At 30.4% G+C, this 18914-nt stretch carries 23 protein-coding genes; 11 read left to right on the top strand and 12 right to left on the bottom strand.

The features are described 5' to 3' along the window. Nucleotides 1-105: 105 nt before the first annotated feature. The 3 genes from D6T69_RS11620 to D6T69_RS11610 all read left to right on the top strand — a co-directional run bounded on the left by D6T69_RS11620 (nucleotide 106) and on the right by D6T69_RS11610 (nucleotide 1949). Nucleotides 106-975: an OmpA family protein gene (locus D6T69_RS11620; protein WP_125067889.1), complete on the top strand. Its 870-nt coding sequence runs from the start codon at nucleotides 106-108 to the stop codon at nucleotides 973-975. 120 nt (nucleotides 976-1095) lie between these two features. Further along, on the top strand, nucleotides 1096-1305 hold the full coding sequence (locus D6T69_RS11615) for a hypothetical protein (RefSeq protein ID WP_125067888.1): 210 nt from the start codon (nucleotides 1096-1098) through the stop codon (nucleotides 1303-1305). Nucleotides 1306-1322: 17 nt separating this feature from the next. Beyond that, nucleotides 1323-1949 (top strand): hypothetical protein, encoded by a 627-nt coding sequence (locus D6T69_RS11610; protein WP_125067887.1) that lies wholly within the window; start codon nucleotides 1323-1325, stop codon nucleotides 1947-1949. A 341-nt stretch (nucleotides 1950-2290) separates the two neighbouring features. Here the strand turns inward: D6T69_RS11610 and D6T69_RS11605 are convergent, their stop codons facing one another. The 7 genes from D6T69_RS11605 to D6T69_RS11575 form a co-directional block, all read right to left on the bottom strand. Next, the gene (locus D6T69_RS11605) at nucleotides 2291-3415 is read right to left on the bottom strand and encodes an energy transducer TonB (protein WP_125067886.1); all 1125 of its coding nucleotides are present in this window, start codon (nucleotides 3413-3415) and stop codon (nucleotides 2291-2293) included. A 146-nt stretch (nucleotides 3416-3561) separates the two neighbouring features. After that, entirely contained in the window at nucleotides 3562-4224 is a 663-nt protein-coding gene (locus D6T69_RS11600; protein ID WP_125067885.1) for an energy transducer TonB, read from the bottom strand. A 72-nt stretch (nucleotides 4225-4296) separates the two neighbouring features. Next, a complete protein-coding gene (locus D6T69_RS11595) occupies nucleotides 4297-4965 on the bottom strand; it encodes an energy transducer TonB (protein WP_125067884.1) in 669 nt (222 codons plus the stop codon). 197 nt (nucleotides 4966-5162) lie between these two features. Continuing rightward, on the bottom strand, nucleotides 5163-6092 hold the full coding sequence (locus D6T69_RS11590; RefSeq protein WP_125067883.1) for a peptidylprolyl isomerase: 930 nt from the start codon (nucleotides 6090-6092) through the stop codon (nucleotides 5163-5165). A gap of 110 nt (nucleotides 6093-6202) precedes the next feature. After that, entirely contained in the window at nucleotides 6203-7756 is a 1554-nt protein-coding gene (locus D6T69_RS11585; RefSeq protein ID WP_240628305.1) for a hypothetical protein, read from the bottom strand. Next, complete coding sequence (locus tag D6T69_RS11580) at nucleotides 7746-9332, bottom strand: peptide chain release factor 3 (RefSeq protein ID WP_125067882.1); 1587 nt, start codon at nucleotides 9330-9332, stop codon at nucleotides 7746-7748. Before D6T69_RS11580 ends, D6T69_RS11585 begins: the two co-directional genes overlap by 11 nt. A gap of 56 nt (nucleotides 9333-9388) precedes the next feature. Further along, the gene (locus D6T69_RS11575; RefSeq protein ID WP_125067881.1) at nucleotides 9389-10147 is read right to left on the bottom strand and encodes a hypothetical protein; all 759 of its coding nucleotides are present in this window, start codon (nucleotides 10145-10147) and stop codon (nucleotides 9389-9391) included. A 106-nt stretch (nucleotides 10148-10253) separates the two neighbouring features. On the opposite strand from D6T69_RS11575, the gene idi reads away from it, so the two are divergent. From idi to D6T69_RS11560, 3 genes are read left to right on the top strand one after another with little or no spacing between them, the layout of a single operon-like run. After that, a complete protein-coding gene (gene idi / locus D6T69_RS11570; protein WP_125067880.1) occupies nucleotides 10254-10775 on the top strand; it encodes an isopentenyl-diphosphate Delta-isomerase in 522 nt (173 codons plus the stop codon). Nucleotides 10776-10777: 2 nt separating this feature from the next. After that, nucleotides 10778-11191, top strand: a complete 414-nt coding sequence (locus D6T69_RS11565; protein WP_125067879.1) for a 6-pyruvoyl trahydropterin synthase family protein — start codon at nucleotides 10778-10780, stop codon at nucleotides 11189-11191. A gap of 3 nt (nucleotides 11192-11194) precedes the next feature. Then, the gene (locus tag D6T69_RS11560) at nucleotides 11195-12166 is read left to right on the top strand and encodes a type I phosphomannose isomerase catalytic subunit (protein WP_125067878.1); all 972 of its coding nucleotides are present in this window, start codon (nucleotides 11195-11197) and stop codon (nucleotides 12164-12166) included. 91 nt (nucleotides 12167-12257) lie between these two features. Here the strand turns inward: D6T69_RS11560 and D6T69_RS11555 are convergent, their stop codons facing one another. Next, nucleotides 12258-12611, bottom strand: coding sequence for a hypothetical protein (locus D6T69_RS11555; protein WP_125067877.1), 354 nt, complete (start codon nucleotides 12609-12611; stop codon nucleotides 12258-12260). A gap of 488 nt (nucleotides 12612-13099) precedes the next feature. Here D6T69_RS11555 and kdsB point away from each other — a divergent pair, with 488 nt between their 5' ends. The 5 genes from kdsB (at nucleotide 13100) to D6T69_RS11530 (ending at nucleotide 15761) form a co-directional block, all read left to right on the top strand. Then, nucleotides 13100-13834 (top strand): 3-deoxy-manno-octulosonate cytidylyltransferase, encoded by a 735-nt coding sequence (gene kdsB, locus D6T69_RS11550; protein WP_125067876.1) that lies wholly within the window; start codon nucleotides 13100-13102, stop codon nucleotides 13832-13834. Next, nucleotides 13827-14513, top strand: coding sequence for an HAD family hydrolase (locus D6T69_RS11545; RefSeq protein WP_125067875.1), 687 nt, complete (start codon nucleotides 13827-13829; stop codon nucleotides 14511-14513). Before kdsB ends, D6T69_RS11545 begins: the two co-directional genes overlap by 8 nt. Beyond that, complete coding sequence (locus D6T69_RS11540; protein WP_125067874.1) at nucleotides 14514-15140, top strand: CatA-like O-acetyltransferase; 627 nt, start codon at nucleotides 14514-14516, stop codon at nucleotides 15138-15140. A gap of 22 nt (nucleotides 15141-15162) precedes the next feature. Continuing rightward, nucleotides 15163-15429: a hypothetical protein gene (locus D6T69_RS11535; RefSeq protein WP_125067873.1), complete on the top strand. Its 267-nt coding sequence runs from the start codon at nucleotides 15163-15165 to the stop codon at nucleotides 15427-15429. A gap of 134 nt (nucleotides 15430-15563) precedes the next feature. Further along, nucleotides 15564-15761 carry a hypothetical protein gene (locus D6T69_RS11530; protein ID WP_047789135.1) on the top strand — a complete coding sequence of 66 codons (198 nt, stop codon included), beginning with the start codon at nucleotides 15564-15566 and terminating at the stop codon, nucleotides 15759-15761. Nucleotides 15762-15794: 33 nt separating this feature from the next. On the opposite strand, the gene D6T69_RS11525 is transcribed toward D6T69_RS11530, so the two are convergent. The 4 genes from D6T69_RS11525 to D6T69_RS11510 form a co-directional block, all read right to left on the bottom strand. Further along, complete coding sequence (locus D6T69_RS11525) at nucleotides 15795-16256, bottom strand: hypothetical protein (RefSeq protein ID WP_125067872.1); 462 nt, start codon at nucleotides 16254-16256, stop codon at nucleotides 15795-15797. Further along, entirely contained in the window at nucleotides 16253-16789 is a 537-nt protein-coding gene (locus tag D6T69_RS11520; RefSeq protein ID WP_125067871.1) for a hypothetical protein, read from the bottom strand. Before D6T69_RS11520 ends, D6T69_RS11525 begins: the two co-directional genes overlap by 4 nt. Nucleotides 16790-16822: 33 nt before the next feature. Further along, nucleotides 16823-17368, bottom strand: a complete 546-nt coding sequence (locus D6T69_RS11515; protein WP_125067870.1) for an RNA polymerase sigma factor — start codon at nucleotides 17366-17368, stop codon at nucleotides 16823-16825. Between the two features lie 65 nt (nucleotides 17369-17433). After that, entirely contained in the window at nucleotides 17434-18876 is a 1443-nt protein-coding gene (locus tag D6T69_RS11510) for a TonB-dependent receptor (protein WP_125067869.1), read from the bottom strand. Between the last annotated feature and the right edge of the window lie 38 nt (nucleotides 18877-18914).

Raw genomic sequence — 18914 nt, 5'->3', positions numbered from 1 at the left:
TAAAAACTCCTTTTAAAAAAAGGAGTTTTTTATTTGTACTAGTATAATATTATGATAAAAATTAAGTTATAAGGTTACATTAACTTATTATCATTATTATTAATTATGAAAAAACTATTTATTCCTTTGGCGTTATTGGCTCTAACAATGACGTCTTGTGTGTCAAAAAAGAAGTATGTTGAGTTAGAACAGAAGTACAATGATACAAGAGGAAATTTACAAAAGACAACTCTAGAAAAGGAGCAACTTGAAGCTAAGTTTGCTAAAATTGAGAAGAGAGTTGATGACTACAATGAAAAGATTAATTCATTAAAAAGCGTAAATGAATCACTTCATGAAGAAAATAACGTTAAGTTAGACATGGTTGGTAAGTCAGCTGTAATTTCTAATTCTGTAAAAGAAAAAATGAGAGAAACGCTTAAAAACGTTGACCCAGCTGAGTTAGCTAATGCTAAAACGTTAAAAGATTCTATGAATGTAGCGATTGCTCATAACCTTAAAAAATCAATAAATACATCAGAGTTAGAAAACGATGAAGATGTAAATATTGATATTGACCAAACGGTTGTAATGATTTCTGTTTCAGATAAAATGTTATTCAATACAGCAAGTTACAGAGTTAAAAAAAATGCACATAAACTAATAAAAAAATTAGCTGATGTAATTAACTCTGAGCCAAGTATGGATGTTATGATTGAAGGACATACTGATTCAAGACCAATTCGCAATGAAGTTGTTGAAGATAACTGGGATTTAAGTGTAAAAAGAGCAACATCTATTGTTAGACTTTTAGAGAAAAAATATAAGGTTGATCCAAGTAGATTAATAGCTTCGGGAAGAGGTAGTTCAGTACCTCTTGTTGAAAATAGTTCAGCTGCTAATAGAGCTAGAAATAGAAGAACGAGAATTGTAATTTTACCAAATTTAGATAAGTTTTTCGGTTTATTAGCTGAGGAAGAAAATATAAAACCTTAATCATTTATAAAATAACAAAAAGCCAGCATTATGCTGGCTTTTTGCTTAAACAGCTAATTGTCTATAGTGACTTTATAGTAGTTTAAGTGTCTTAGTATATATTAACCTATTAATTAAATTATGAAAAAACTATTGATTTTAACATTCGGAATTCTTTTTATGGTTTCTTGTACAGATAAAAAGAAAGAACAAGAGGAAAAACAGAAAATAGAAGCAGCTATAAAAAAAATAGATTCTATAGAGAATGAAGTAAAAGCTGGTATAGACAAATTAAATGAAGCAACTAAGAAGTTTGAAGAACAGTTGCAAGAATTAGACAGTATTATATAATTAAAAACTTAAACATTATGAAAAATATAAAACTAATAGTATCAATCGTAATGCTTTTTGCCTTTATAGGAACTCAGCAAACTTTTGCACAAGGAAAGGGTAAAGGAAAAGAAAAAAGTGTAGAGGTTAAGCAAAAAGGAAAAGAGAAAGCAAAAGAAGTAAAAGAAGAACTTGAGCAAGAAGTTGATAAGGCAAAAGAAAAAGGGAAAGACAAAGCCCAAGAAATGAAGAAGGATAAACAGCTGAAAGAAAAAAAGCAGAAAAAATCTGAAGTAGATAAAGAGAATAAAGGAAAAGGTAATGCTTATGGTCGAGATAAGAATGGAATGAGTGGGAGAGAGTTTGGAAAAATTAGATCAAATGAAGCTAAACAAAGAATTGAAGAGCAAGAAAAAAACATCCGTGATAGTGAAGGAGTTTTAAATAGAGGAAGAGAAAAGGTTAAAAAAGCTCAAGAGAGAATAAAAGAAGCTAAAGAGAATAAGGAAATTTCAGAAGAAGAAGCTAAAGAAAAAGAAGAAGTAGTACGTAAAGCTAATGAAAGGCTTAGTGAACTTGATAAAAAGATTCAAGAGGAAAAAGAGAAAATTAGAAAAGACAAAGAAGCTTTAAAGAAAATATTATTTCCAGAAGAGAAGAAGTAATCATTAGATTAGAGTAACAAAAAAGAAAGAGGTAGTATTTAACTAAATACTACCTCTTTTCTGTTTGTTTTAAAAGAAATAGTGGAATAAGTAATTAAAGAGGTGTAGAAGTTTGTTTATTATACGTCATAAACAGGGTAAAATTATAAAGTATATACCATTTGCATATTAATCGAGGAGTGGAGTATGAATATAGTATTCTAATCTGTATTGGTTTTGAAGTTAATAGGTACTGTACTTTTGGAGAAAAGTATAGTAACTAATCAACTTAATCTATATAAAATAAAAAAGCTTCTAAATTTAATTAGAAGCTTTTTATATATAAACACTTTTAAGAGTTTTTATTCATGTAATTTAAAGTTAACAGGAATGTAGTATTCAACATTAGCAGCTTTACCATTATGCTCTCCAGGAACAAATTTAGGTAGTTTAGAAACCATTCTCTTAGCTTCCAGTTCTAATAATTGACCATTTTCAGGGCCTTTCATTTTAATATTAGTTACCTCTCCTTTTTTGTCAATTATAAAGCGTACCCAAACTCTACCTTCAATGTTTTGTTCAGCAGCTGCAGCTGGATAGTTAAAATTTCTTTGAATATGGCTAACCATTCTTTCATTAAAACATGTTAATTTTTGCATGTCAGGAACCTTAGTACAAGCTTTAAACTGAGGAATACTTTGTACCTCCACAAACTTTACAAAGTCAGTAATAACTTTTTCCTTTTTAACAACGTTAGAAGTTCTCTTAGCAACAACTTTTTTCGTAGTTCTTGATGAATTATTATTAGTTGCTCCAGGTGCTTTAAACGTAATAGGCACTCCGTATTTTACCTTAACAGTTCTACCGTTGTGCTTTCCTGGAATAAATTTAGGAAGATCATTAATGATTCTTTCCGCTTCTTTTTCTAAAGATTCACCACCTTTAGGTCCACGCATTAATATATCTTCAACATTTCCTTGTTCGTTTATAGTAAATTGAACTAAAACTCTTCCTTGTATCCCAGCATCAATAGCATCTTGAGGGTAGTTAAAGTTCTTAATAATGTGTTTAGTCATGTTAGTTTCAAAACACTTTGCCTGCTTAATTAAAGGAACGTTGTTACATTTACTAAACAAAGGAATTTCTTCTACTAAATTAAAAGGAACTTTTTCAATTGTAGCAGAATTATCTTCTAATTCAAGTTTACCAATTAATAAAGATTTCTTTTTTATGTCAGCTACCTTTTGTGAAGAATTAATACCTCCAATAGCAGAAACCGCTTCTTTATTCTTACGAACAACGCGTCTTCTGGTAGAGACTTCAATAGATAGTTGTTTTTTTGCACCATTATCGGTGTCTTCAATTGCACATTTTGTTATACTGTTAGGATCTGCGATTTGCTCATCTGGAGTAGTACATACTTCCTGTCCTACAGCCGCTAAAGAAAGTAGCATAGCAGCTACTACTGAGGGGAATTTTTTAATCATTGTGCTCTATTTTTAAGTGTTTGGTAAAGTTAATTAATCGTTAACTAACGCCGTAAATATAAATAAAAAATAGAATATAACAAACTTATTATGTCATTCAGTTTTCTAAAAAGCTATTTAACGGAAAAAATAAATAAAATTAATTTTTATGGAACCCTGAAAATTATAGGTAAAGCGTATTTTACGTTAACAAAATCTCCTTTATGACTGCCAGGAATAAATTTAGGAAGTGCATCAATTAATCTATGGGCTTCCTTTTTTAAAAGCTCACTATTTTCGGGTCCTTTTTTCTTTATGTCAACAACATTTCCTTTCTTATCAATAGTAAATTGCACTAGAATTTTACCTTCAATCTTTTTTCGTAAAGCTTCCTTTGGATAATCGAAATTTCTAACAATGTGTTTAATCATTTCTTTTTCAAAACACTTTGACTGTTGCAGAATAGGAGTTTTTTTACACTCCTTAAACAAAGGGATTTGTTCAACTAAATGAAAAGGAACTTTATCTAGAGAGGTTAAAATATCTTCTTTCAGATTTAGTTTTTCAACAAGAGAATTTTTATTTTTTATTTCCTCTACTTTATTTAATTTTGCTGAAATGGTATTCGTTTTTCTAAGTTTACGATGCCTTTTTCTTGTCGAAATTTCTTTAACTTTTTCAGTTTCCAGAGCTTCTTTTACATCTTCTATAGAGCATTTAGTAATACTAATAGTATTTAAATCTTGGATATTTTCATTTGGGGTTTCACATTTTTCTTGAGCATAAGATAATGATGTTAAAAATAAAAAAAAGGTAAAGATATGTTTCATTTGTGTGTTAAAGAGGAATTTTTAAGGAGCACGAAAATAAAATTATCTGAAAACCTAGATAAATATCTTATATTAATTTAAGATTAAATTTATAGGAAAAGAGTATGTAACATCAACAGGAATTCCTTTTTCCTTACCTGATTCTAATTGTGGAAGTTTATTGATAATTCGGTTAATCTCACTAGTAATTACTTTACTAGGTTTAGAGCTAACAACTTGAATATTTTTTGGATTACCATAAATATCTATAGTAAATTGAATTAAAATTCTACCATGTATACCTTCTTCTGAAAAGACTTCAGGAAAATAGTTTCTTGAGAAATGTTTTTGCATGCTGTCTTTAAAACATTTCTTAGCCTTTTCGTTAGAGCTATTTTTGCATTTAGGAAATAAAGGGACTTGTTCAACAACAGAAAATAGAACTTCTTTAGTTTGAGATTTTAAAGAATTTTTTATAGATAAATCGTTGTTTGTTGTGACAATAGAAACTTTGGAAGAAGCACTTAAGCTTGATTGACTTTTTTGCGGTGTTTTTCTTATTTTTTTTATTCTATTTCTGGCAATTAATGTTTTTGTAGTTCTTTCTCTTGGTTTTTGTTTTTCATTAACAACATTGCATTTGTTTGTGCTTATAACATTTAAATCAATAGCATTATCTTCTGGTGTAGTACACACTTCTTGAGCTTTTATTGTAATAGAAAAGAAAAGAAGAAATGTTAAAAAAAGTAAAGTTGTTTTCATAGGGTTTAAGAGCTTGTTTGGTGATGTAAAAATCACTCTTTTTTATTCTTTTGCTCTTAAGTAATTATGATAAATCTATTAAGTAATATGTTCTTTAATGTTATGAATATTAATTAAATATTAAGGGATGTTAGTGTATAAACAAAGCCTCCATAAACTATGAAGGCTTTATTGAAAATATAATATGGTGTAAATTATTATTTTACATTCATTAACTCAACATCAAAAATTAAAGTTGCGTTTGGAGGAATTACACCACCAGCACCTTGTGCACCATATGCTAAGTCAGATGGAATTACTAAACGAGCTTTATCACCTACTTTTAATAACTGAATACCTTCATCCCAACCAGGAATTACCTGACCAACGCCAATAGCAAAATCGATAGGCTGTTTACGTTTGTAAGAAGAATCAAATACAGTTCCATCTAATAACTGACCTTTGTAGTGTACAGAAACCATAGCTCCTTTAGTAGCTTGTTTCCCATCTCCGTTTTGTAAGATCTTATAACGTAAACCGCTTGGAGTCTCATCGTACCCAGCAGCTACTTGATCTAATAATTCTTTTTGTTTAGCTTTTGCTTCAGCTTCACGTTTTTCACGAGCTCCTTCAAAAGTTCTGAAAGCTTCTACTGCATTAAAAGCTTCAGCAGTATCACCAACACGAATAATTTCTACATCCATAGTATCGTCTTGCGCAATAGCATCAACAACGTTTTGTCCTTCAACAACACTACCAAAAACAGTATGTTTACCGTCTAACCAAGGGGTAGCAACATGTGTAATGAAAAATTGAGAACCGTTGGTTCCAGGACCTGCGTTTGCCATAGATAATTTTCCTGGAGCATCATGTTTTAATTCAGGGTGAATTTCGTCATCAAACTTGTAACCAGGGTTTCCTGTTCCTGTTCCTTGAGGGCAACCACCTTGAATCATAAAATCAGCAATTACACGGTGGAATTTTAATCCATTATAATAAGGAGTACCTTGTGGTTTTGCTGAGTTTTCTAAATTTCCTTCTGCTAAAGCAACAAAGTTACCTACAGTTCCAGGAGTTTTTTCATATTCCAAGTTTACTAAAATTTCACCTTTTGGAGTGGTGAACTTTGCATAAATTCCGTTATCCATTTTTCTCTTGTTTATTTATATATGTATGATTCTAGTGTCCAAAATTTAAGGGAAAAAAGAATCTTTTTATTAAAATAGCTAAATCATTGTTTTTGTTAGCAATGACAAAGTTAGTTTTTTACTGATAAAGTTGAAAGGTTAAAGCTTAAACCTATGTTAATATTGTTTGAGTTAACATTTCCAAAAGGTGAGTAATATCTACCTCCAGATGCAATTATAGAAACCTGATTTACTATATCATAACTCAATCCAAGTGTAGGACGAATAATGATTCCTTCGTCAGTATCTACACCAGCACCTCCGCCAGCTCCTGCCATAATTTCTATAAACCCACGCATTTTGTTATTAAAAAAATACGGACTATATATACCACCACCGACTAATCCGTGAGCATATCCACCTGAACGACCGTCATATGCAAAACCAGCTTCTCCAGCAATATATAGCGAATGATTTAAATCATAGTTAACTTTAAAACCAATTAATTGTAAATCAATTTCAGTAGCGTCGTAAATATCATCTGTTTTAGCAACATCAAAATAACTTTGATTTTGAACTTCAAAACGTAACCCTTTTGTACGATAAGTACTGTTCTCTTCGGAAGATGTTCCGCCATTTAATCCGAAGTATTTTAAACCAAACCCGAAAGTATAGGCTTCTAAATCACCTGCAATTGCACGATAATATCCACCATGACCACTAATGGCAATGTTTTTAAATAGTTTTAAATCGATTCCTGCAGAAGGGTAGATCATTAACCCACCTTCAGGAGCCACACGACCACCAGCAGCACCAATACCTAATTTTCCGAAGATATTAATGTATTTTGATTGATATGGATGATATCCAGCACCTACAAATAAATCCATAAAACCAGCACGTAGCCCCCTGTAAATTGCGTCGGTGTGAGCAAATAGAAAAGTGTTTTCGTTCAAATATTTCTGATATTCAAAACCTAGTACATATAGTAATTCATTTAGGTCGTCCCCATTATCTTTTTTCGAATTACCAATAGGTTTAAAGAAATCAAAACGAATTTGTTGTGCATTTTTAACAACTGGTTTATTCCAAAAACTATCTGGAGAAAGATTGTCTGCAACAAATTTTTGATGCGCTTTGTCATAATCAGTAAAACGTAAAATACTTGGTATTTCTACAAAGAAAGAAACGGAATTACTTTTAATTTCTCCTGATAAAAAGTTAACATGACTGTATTGTATTCCGAAGGAGTAATCATTCTTTTTGTACTGTAATCCGATATTCGGATTGATAAAACCGCCATCGTTTACCAAGTAACGATATCCGCCACCTCCTCCAAAATGGAAGTTAGCATCTACGTATAAGTTTTTATATAATTGTTTATTGATTCCCAATTCTGCACCTAAGGTAAATAATCCTCCTTGGTCTCCTGTTACCGCAAAATGAAATCCAGCTCCACCATATAACCAATCATTAATAGGAATTTGATAATGCAAGCCAGTCAAACCCATCGTTGGTTTTAAGTCAGGAAACTTATCCGAAGGCATTTCAACAGGAATAAAATTCAAACGAACTTTATTGTGTAATTCTTTTCCTTGTAAACTCGATAAACCCTCTTGACTATAAGTTATAAAAGAGAAAAGAGAGAATAGAAAAGAGAATATGTAGGGTTTGTTAAAACTCACTAGTGAAATGTAATTTTACCGTTGGATATTTGCTTTGTGTCATTTGAATTGTAAACGGAGAATCAGCTAAAAACACTAGTTGACCTTGTTTGTCTTTAGCTAAATAACGTTGTTTTACACGTTTAAACTCTTTGAATTCTTCATTTTTAGGGTCTTCAGGTTCTACCCAACAAGCTTTATGCACCGCAATATTTTCATACGAACATTTAGCACCATATTCATGCTCTAAACGATACTGAATTACCTCGTATTGTAGAGCTCCAACTGTACCAATAATTCTTCGACCGTTCATATCTAAGGTAAATAACTGAGCAACTCCTTCATCCATTAACTGGTCTAAACCTTTATAAAGTTGTTTAGCCTTCATTGGGTCAGCATTATTTACATAACGGAAATGTTCTGGAGAGAAACTAGGAATTCCTTTAAAGTTTAATTGTTCTCCTTCGGTTAACGTATCACCAATTTTAAAGTTTCCAGTATCGTGTAAACCAACAATATCACCAGGGAAAGACTCTTCAACAATTTCTTTCTTTTCAGCAAAAAAGGCATTCGGACTAGAGAATTTTACTTTTTTACCGTTACGAACGTGTAAGTAAGGGGTATTTCTTTTAAAAGTTCCTGATACAATCTTTACGAAAGCCAAACGATCACGGTGTTTAGGATCCATGTTTGCATGAATCTTAAAAACAAACCCTGTCAATTTTTCTTCTTTAGAATCAACCAAACGTTCTTCAGCTTGTTTTGGTTGAGGATTTGGAGCAATATCAATAAAACAATCTAATAATTCTTTTACACCAAAGTTATTTAAAGCTGAACCAAAAAATACAGGTTGTAAATCTCCGTTAACGTAAGCTTCTTGATCAAAATCTGGGTATACTTCATTTACTAATTCCAACTCCTCACGAAGTGTATTTGCAGAATTCTCTCCAACAATCTTATCTAATTCAGGATTATCTATATCATCAAACTCAACACCTTCTGAGATGGTTTGTTTGTTGTCTCCAGAAAAGATATTTAATTTCTTTTCCCAAATATTATAGATCCCCTTGAAATCGTATCCCATTCCGATAGGGAAACTAAGAGGAGTTACTTTTAACCCTAGTTTTTGCTCAACTTCATCCAATAAATCAAAAGCATCTTTACCTTCACGGTCTAACTTGTTGATAAAAACAATCATTGGGATTTTTCGCATGCGACAAACCTCTACTAGTTTTTCGGTTTGTTCCTCAACCCCTTTTGCAACATCAATAACTACAATAACACTATCAACAGCAGTTAAGGTTCTAAAGGTGTCTTCAGCAAAATCCTTGTGACCAGGAGTATCAAGAATATTGATTTTTTTGTCTTTATAAATGAAAGCTAATACAGAGGTAGCAACAGAGATACCACGTTGACGCTCAATTTCCATAAAATCGGAAGTAGCTCCTTTTTTAATTTTATTATTTTTAACCGCACCAGCTTCTTGAATCGCTCCACCAAAAAGTAATAACTTTTCAGTTAGGGTAGTTTTACCAGCATCGGGGTGTGATATAATTCCAAATGTACGTCTCTTCTGTATTTCTTCTAAAAAACTCATCTATAAATTTTAAGGTTGCAAAGTTAACTTTTTAAAAGAGGATGGACAATATAGATTTACGATAGTTCATTTTTTAAGTAGATGTTTTTGTTTTCTAGATATTTTTTAGTTTCATTTTTTAAATCCCTCACTTCACTTTTGTTATCTAAATCATAAGTATACAAACCTCTTGTAGCATAGGTTATAAAACCAATTAAATCAGAATTGGTTTCTTTTTTTATTTCTGACCAATGTTTAAACATAAATTCTAAAAAGAATGAATCTATTTCAAGATCAAAATCCCATATAGATTCATAATAATCATCTTTAGTAAAAGATGAATAATCAAGTTGCCATAAGTCTAAAATCTGAATTAATGATTTTTCAAATTCGTTACTATCATACTTCAAATGAAGTTCTAACCTTTTAATTTTATTATCAGGATAATAATCATAGTTAGGTTCTACAAATACATAGATTTCATCATCATAAAAATGGTAATACATACTAATTACTTTTAAAGATTTTTTTTCGTTCTTATCCGTATAAATAAACTCGTCTTTGTGTATTTTTTTTAAATATTCTTTGATTTGGGGTTCAAAACTTTTTAGGATAATAGATTTAAATAAATCATTTCTTAGTTCCCAAAAATAATTAAACTCATAAATATCAATACCTTTAGTAACTTTGATTTGCTGGTTAATCTTTTTTTTAGATAAGTATAGTTTGAATATTTCTAGTTTGCCTGATTTATTTAAAACTTTAAAGTCTAGGGCTATTGAATTTTTAATTTGGTTTCTATATCTAAGTTTAGAAAGTAGTTGTTTGAGTTTCATAGTAATTCATTTTTGTAATAAACACAATATTAATTCTTTTTTTATAACTGATGTAATATATAGTCTTAATAGTATTTTGTAAGTTTGCTTTTCGTAAATTTTCTAGATGAAAGAACAAGTAATTTTAGTTGATCAGCAAGACAATCCGATAGGATTAATGGAAAAAATTGAAGCACACGAAAAAGCTTTATTACACAGGGCATTTTCGGTATTTGTTTTTAATGATAAAAATGAATTGATGTTACAACAACGTGCTGCTGAAAAATATCACTCACCTTTATTGTGGACAAATACTTGTTGTTCGCATCAGAGAGACGGAGAGACCAATGTTGAAGCTGGGAAACGTAGATTACAGGAAGAAATGGGATTTTCATGTGAGTTAGAAGAGGTATTTTCTTTTATTTATAAAGCACCATTTGATAATGGCTTAACAGAACATGAATATGATCATGTAATGATTGGTCGATTTAACGACGAACCTATTGTAAACACTGATGAAGTAGCTTCGTATAAATGGATGCCTTTAGAGGAGGTAAAAAACGATATAGAAGAGCATCCAGAAAAATATACAGCTTGGTTTAAAATAATTTTTAAAGAATCGTACGATAAAATATCTAAGTATATTTAATTATGCCTAAAGTAACAGTTCATAGAAAAGCACATTTTAATGCTGCACACAGGTTATTTAACCCTAAATGGTCTAATGAGAAAAATTACGAAGTTTTTGGTAAGTGTAGTAACCCTAATTACCATGGTCATAATTATGAACTAATTGTTTCATTAACTGGTGAAATAGACCAAGAAACAGGTTATGTATATGATTTAGGTAAGCTGAAAGATTTAATTAAGCTGAAAGTAGAAGACACTTTAGATCATAAAAACTTAAATATTGAAGTAGAGGAGTTTAAGAATGTTAATCCTACAGTAGAAAATATATCAGTGGTAATTTATAACAAGTTACGTGTAAGTATTCCAGAAAAACTAGACCTAGAAGTTACACTATACGAAACACCAAGAAACTACGTAACATATAGAGGTGCATAATCTATGATAAACCAATTACTACGATTTACTCCAATTTTAAAACAAAAAATTTGGGGAGGAAAAAAGCTTAACCAACTACTTCATAAAAAATCAGATGGATCTAATATAGGAGAGAGTTGGGAAATTTCTGATGTTGATGGAGATGAATCAGTCGTTAGTAATGGTAATCTTAAAGGAAGAACATTAAGAAGTCTTTTAAAAGAGTATAAGCACGATTTAGTAGGTGACTATGTATATAAAACTTTTGGAAAACAATTTCCGTTATTAATAAAATTTATAGATGCAAAAAAGGTTTTAAGTATTCAAGTACACCCAGATGATGATTTAGCAGGGCTTCAAGAGTCTTTTGGGAAGACAGAGATGTGGTATGTAATGCAAGCTGATAATGAAGCTAACATTATTATAGGATTCAAAGAAAACTCTAATAAAGAAGAATATATACATCACCTGAATAACAAGACTCTCTTAAGTATTTTAAATGTAGATAAAGTATCCAAAGGAGATGTTTATTTTGTGCCACCAGGAAGAGTACACGCTATTGGTGCTGGTTTACTGATTGCAGAAATTCAACAAACCTCAGATATAACTTACCGTATTTATGATTGGGATAGGAAAGATATTGATGGTAATTACCGAGAATTGCATACAGAAAAAGCATTAGAAGCTATTGATTTCTCAGCGAAGAGTTCCTACAAAACAACTTATAAGAAACAAAAGAATGTAGCAAATCAAGTAGTTACATGTCCTTATTTTACAACTAATATACTCCTAGTAGAAGGAAAGAAAGAAATTGATTTATTTAAAAAAGATTGTTTTGTAATTTATATGTGTGTAGAAGGGGAGGTAACATTCTTTTATGAAAGTCAACAAGAAGTTGTAAGAAAAGGAGAAACAATCTTGATACCAGCATGTATTGATAAAGTGGAAATTTTATCAGAAAATTCTTCGGAGCTATTAGAAACGTATATAAAATAAGCTTAAGAGAAAAAAATCTCCTAAGCTTATAAACAAACCAAACTAACTTAACGATTGCTCAATTGATTTTAAAATCAATTTTTAGGAATAATTAAGACGCTTTTTTAATTGTATAGCCAAAAGTAGCTGTACATATAATATTTTGTTTCTTTTCTTCTTTTTTAGATACTGTTATATTGAAAATAATCTCAGTATCACTTAATTTTTTAATATTGTTTTTGATAACAAGCTTATCATTAAGGTATGCGTTGCCTAACAGATCAAACTCGATACTGTTAAAACTAAAACTAGAAGAGTCTGGATAAAAGCCTAAAGAAGTATTCGCGCTAGATTCAATTTTATCGTATAAAACTGAAGTTTTTAACACTTTGTTTTTGCTAACCTGCTTTTTGTTAACTATAAATTGATTTGGCTGACTGTTTGATGTGATATTTAATGTTTTCATGATAATTTTAAGGGTTAAGTATTAGTAATTCAGGATCTCTGTAAAATGGATTTTGTACTGAGTACATTACAGTTGAGGCTACATGTTTTCTAATTGAGTTTCGATACTTAAAAGTGTTCATAATGTTTAAAATTTAAAATATTAGTAAATAAAAAAGGTGTTTTTTTAAAAAAGCACCTTTGGTTAAATTTATATTAAATTGATTGTTTAAAATCGATGTTTAAATCTGTTTCTTTGGGTGCTTTTAGTTACATATACATATTGTTTGTGCATGCGGGCAGTACACATAATCGAGTTGATTGTGTTAAAAATAAACGTGTATGTGCCTAAAAGCGCCTTCATAATGATTCAAAAGTAGTAAAAGTTTTTAATAATTGAATAAAATCAAAAAGTATTTAATGTTAAAGTTTTATCAATGTGAGTATTATCAGTTTTTATGATGGCAGTTTAAATATGTATCTTTGATACGTAAACACTTATGATTATTTATGAAGATAATAGCAATGATACCTGCACGTTATAGTGCGTCACGTTTTCCGGGGAAATTGATGAAGGACTTAGGAGGAAAACCTGTAATTGTAAGAACCTATGAAGCAGCTGTAAAAGCAAACCTTTTTGATGAGGTATATGTGGTAACCGATTCCGAAGTAATTTATAACTCTATAGAAAAAGTAGGAGGTAAGGTTTTAATGAGTAAAAAGGAACATGAATGTGGTTCTGATAGAATAGCAGAAGCAGTTGAAAATTTAGATGTAGATATTGTGGTGAATGTACAAGGAGACGAACCTTTTATTGATACAGTTTCATTATCAAAACTAATTAGTGTTTTTAAATCTGATACTCAAAAAGAAATAGATTTAGCATCACTGAAAGTAAAAATGACGAATGAGGAAGATATTCAAAATCCAAATAACGTTAAGGTAATTACTGATGCAAATGATTTTGCTATTTACTTTTCAAGAAGTGTAATTCCATATCATCGAGATAAAGAAGTTGCTGTAAACTATTATAAGCACAAAGGAGTTTATGCATTCAGAAAAGAAGCGTTAATTGATTTTTATTATACACCAATGACACCAATAGAGGCTGCTGAAAAAATTGAATGTATTCGTTACTTAGAAGTAGGGAAAAAAATAAAAATGATAGAAACTTCAGTAGAAAGTATTGGTATTGATACTCCTGAAGACCTAGAAAAAGCCATAAAATTATTAGAAAATGAATAATATTAAAATAATATCCTTTGATGCTGATGATACTCTTTGGGTAAACGAGACCTACTTTCGTGATGCTGAAGATGATTTTGCTCGATTATTGTCCGATTATGAAACAGAGAATAAAATCCATCAAGAGTTATTTAAAAAAGAAATAGAAAATCTTAAAATATACGGGTACGGAGTAAAAGGTTTTATGCTGTCAATGGTTGAATGCGCTCTGGAAATTTCTAACTATAAAATCAGTCCTAAAAAAATGGAAGCAATTCTTGAAATAGGAAAAGACATGTTAGAAAAACCAATAGAGTTGCTAGATGGGGTAGAAGAGGTGTTACAAGAATTGCATGGAAAATATAAATTAATTGTAGCAACCAAAGGAGACTTATTAGATCAAGAACGTAAGTTGGCTAAATCAGGAATTTTGAAATATTTTCATCATACAGAAGTGATGAGTGAGAAGAAAAAAACTGATTATAAAAAATTAGTAAAACGCTTGGATATTAATCCTTCAGAGTTTTTAATGATTGGAAACTCATTAAAATCAGATGTGTTACCGTTAATTGAAATAGGAGCAACAGCAATTCATGTTCCGTTTCATACAACATGGGCACACGAAGAAGTTAAAGAAGAGCAAAAATCAGATGCTTACAAAACAGTATCTAGTATTACAGATGTATTAAAATTTTTATAAATGAAATACCTAGATATTGAAAGTTGGAATAGGAAAGAACTTTTTAGACATTTTAGAACTTTAGAAGATCCAACTTTTGGATTAGTTGCAGATGTAGATGTGTCTATAATCTATCAATTAGCAAAAGAAAAGAATCAGTCCTTTTTTGTCCGATACTTACATGCTTGTATGAAAGCTATAAATACAGTTGAGAATTTAAAATATAGATTAGAGGATGATATGGTTGTTGTTTATGAACGAATTAATGCTTCAGCAACTATTGCAAGACCTGATAATACTTTTGGATTCTCGTATATAGGTTATTCTGAAAGCTTTGAGGAATTCCAACTTAATTTTCAAAAGGAAAAAGAACGAATTTTAAATTCTAATGATTTGTTTCCGCCTAAGTACTCTTTAGGATGTATACATTGCTCAGCTATTCCTTGGGTTAGTTTTTCAGGGCATAAAGAGCCGTTTTCAGGAAATAAAAACGATAGCGTACCTCAATTGGCTTTTGGTAAAATAAAGGAGCAAAATAAAAAAATGTTAATGCCTGTAGCGATTAATGTAAACCATGCTTTGGTAGATGGATATCATGTAGGGCAGTTTTTTGGAAAATTTCAACAAGAATTAGATAAAATCGATTAATTTTGCATCAAAATTTATAATTATGGCAAGCATAAAAAATTTAAAGAAAGATATCAACTATACATTAGGAGACATTATTGATATTTGTCAAATAACAGTACAATTAAACCCTGAAGCTGATAAAGCGAAAGCAGATGCTATTGTTGATGAGGTTATTGTAACTTTTGATGATTTAATTGCAAAGGTGAATGCAAAAAATGTTGAAGATAAAAAGGCTCACTATAAAGCAGTAAGCGCTGAGTTAGAGTCAAGAGCAAACGCTTTAATAGAAAAAGTAAATAGTTTATAAGTACTATAAATTATATGTTTAAAAAAGCGAGACTTATTTAAGTCTCGCTTTTTTTTGATAAATTTTAACACTAACATTGGAATAAAATTTCGTAAATTACGTCCAGTATTTAATAACAGATAACCCCAATAAATATGGCAAGAGCTATGTATGAGTACACGAAAACTGTACTTCAAAAGGTTAGTTTTAACGCTGATTTATTTTGTAAAGAGCTTGAAAAAGCTTTAGGTAGATTACTACCCTATGAAATAGATGAACTAACTATTTGGCTAAAACAATTTACGGCTAATAAACCAGATTTATATGTTTGTTTAGCCTTAGTCGATAAGTAAAAAAAGGAAGCTTTTAAAGCTTCCTTTTTTTACTTATCGATGTTTCTTTTTTTCGCCCTTTAGCTTTTTTATAAGCTTTCGGTGAAATTCGTGTTCAGCCACCTCCAAGGTGAGGATTTTTTTATCTGATAAAAAGGTAGAAAGTTTGTTATAAAAATTATTTTTAGTTTCATATTGTTCTTTTGAAACAGACTTAATTTTATTAACAATTTCTTTAGATTCTTTATCGGTTAAGCTATCAATTCCTCCACAACTAAGTATTTTCTTTTTTATACTGTAACGTTCTGCTTTATGAAGTTCAATCATTTTTTTGTCATATACATTGTATAGTGGCCAAAACTTATTGGCTTCTTCTTCTGTTAAGTTTAACTTTTCAGAAAGAAAAGCAACCTTAAAAGCTTTAACCTTTTCATAATTTCCTTTTCTTGTTTGCGCTTGAACAGAAAAGAAGGATATGAAAGCTATAAATAATATAAGTAAATGTTTCTTCATCATTGTTCTATTTCGTTTATAAGTGTTGGTGTATCAACAGAATTTAAGTAATCTTCTAATGTTTCATCACTAATAGAGGCTAATATATCTTCGTCTAGTTCAGAAGTGTTTAATGTTGCCGCAAGCTCACTATTGTCAATATTACCATATCCATTTTCATACCAAGATTCTATATCAGTAATAGTTATATCTTCAAAAGTAATTTTTTGGGCGTTAAAATAATTAATACCGATGAAAAGTAAAACGGAAGCCGCAGCAGCTAGAGGAATGTACTGTAAAACTCTTTTACGTAATGAAATTACTTTCGTTTCTGTAGTTTGTTCTGTAGCTAATCTTGATAGAATTTGAGTTTCAAAGGTATCAAAATAATCACCAGGAGTATTGAATGTCTTCTTTTTAGGTAAACTATCTATAAAAACGGAAGTGTTAATCCTTTCTTCAACTTCTTCAAAATAGTTTTGAGGAACTGAAAAGCCACAATTTTTACCAGCTTTTTGGTTTATGAAATTTATAGTATGTTTTATTTTTTCATTCATTACCCTAGTAAGACTATTGTTTTTGTAAAAGGTTTAATTATAGTTCTTTATAAAATGCTCTATTTTTTTTGCTGCTATATGATACGAGGCTTTTAAAGCTCCGACTGAGGTGTCAAGAATCTCAGAGATTTCCTCATATTTCATTTCATCAAAGTACTTCATATTAAAGACTAATTGCTGCTTTTGAGGCAATGTAGCAATTGCTTTTTGTAAAATAAGTTGAATTTCATCACCTGAAAACCAATAATCACTATCTAGGGTAGAAGTGATTTGTAGTTGATAATCAGAAATATGAATGTTTTTTTCTTTAGCTTTTTTATTGATGAAAGTTATAGCTTCGTTAGTAGCTATTCTATACATCCAGGAAAATAGTTTACTATCTCTTTTAAACTGATTAATGTTTTTGTAAACCTTTATAAAGGTGTTTTGTAAAACATCATCAGCATCTTCATGAGAAATTACAATCTTTCGTATATGCCAATACAATCGCTCTTTATATTGCGATACAAGGCTTTTAAAAGCAACCTCTTTAGTAGTAGATTGCTGTAATTGATCTATAAGTGTAATTTCGTCAATCAACTAAAAACTATTTAGCTGTTAGACCTTAAAGATAGCGAAAGGTTTAAAAAGAGTAATAAAAAAGACTATCTAATTCTTTTTGTGCACCCAAATAAACGTTTTTCTTTAATGGTTTCAGATACTCCTTTAGGAAGCATTTCTTCCCATCCATCTTCTCCGTTTTTTATCTTCTTTAAAACTTTTCTAGAGAAAATGTGTAAAATATCAGGATTAAAATCTTTTATATCAATTAATCGACCATTGTTTTTAAAGAACTTGTAAAGTTCTTTCATTCTTGGATGTACTTTAAGGTTTTCACTAGTTATATACTCGCCTGTTTCCTCATTTTTATAAGGATACATGTATACCTTTAAGTCTCTGTAGAAAAGTTTACCAAAAGCTTCTAAAATACCTCCACTTAAATCACGGTAGTATTTTTCATCAAAAATCTGAATCAAGTTGTAAACACCCATAGCAAGTCCCATACGCTCTTTGGTATATTCACTAAAGTATTCCACTAACTTAAAATATTCTTGATAATTGGTAATCATAACGTTTTGACCAAGAGAACATAATAGTTCGGCTCTATCTAAGAAGTCACGTTCATTAATTTCCCCTTCAGCACGAAGATTACTTAAGGTAATTTCAAAAATGATTTTTGTTTTCTTAGGGTCTACCTTATTCTCATCAAAAAATAGTTGTTTAGCACGTTCAAACATATCCATGTTTACCTTAGTAACAGGTCTGTAGCTACCACGAAGTGCTAAAATATTCTTTTTGTAAAGTACTTGTGCAGGCAATAAGTTGTTTCCGTCAGGACCAAACATTACTGCGTTTGTCATTCCGTTTTTAACAAGTTGTAAACTCATTAAACGGTTGTCAACATACATAAAGCGAGGTCCAGAGAAATTAATCATGTCAATCTCTAAACGATCTTTATCAATGTTATCATAAAAAGACTTTAATAAATCTTTTGGATTGTCATTTAAATAGTAGGCTCCGTAAATTAAATTTACACCTAAAACTCCTAATGTTTCCTGTTGTTGACGAGCATCAGTTTCTTTAAAACGAAGGTGTAAAACAATTTCATTATAATCTTCTAATGGGTCTAATTGAAAACGAATACCAACCCAACCATGACCTTTGAATTTCTTCGTGAAGTTAATGGTTGCTACCGTGTTAGCATAACTAAAAAATAATTTATCAGGATGTTTTTGACGATCAAGACGCTCCTCAATTAAATCCATTTCATGCTTTAGCATCTTTTTTAATCGAGGTTCGGTAACATAACGATTGTCTTTCTCAACTCCATAAATGGCATCAGAAAAATCTTTATCATAAGCACTCATAGCTTTTGCTATTGTACCAGAAGCTCCACCAGCTCTAAAAAAATTACGAACAGTTTCTTGACCAGCTCCAATTTCTGCAAAAGTTCCATATATATGAGCGTTTAAGTTAATTTTTAACGCTTTCATCTTGGTAGTTGGTACAGTGTTTATCTTTTGATCTCCTTTTAACGTAATTGCCATTTTGTTGTTTTTTGTTACGTAGTACAAATGTACTGAAA

Origin of the sequence: Tenacibaculum singaporense (genome assembly GCF_003867015.1) — a bacterium.
Lineage (GTDB): Bacteria > Bacteroidota > Bacteroidia > Flavobacteriales > Flavobacteriaceae > Polaribacter > Polaribacter singaporensis.
The sequence above is the reverse complement of the archived record's forward strand: the minus strand, read 5'-3'. Positions and strand labels throughout refer to the sequence as shown.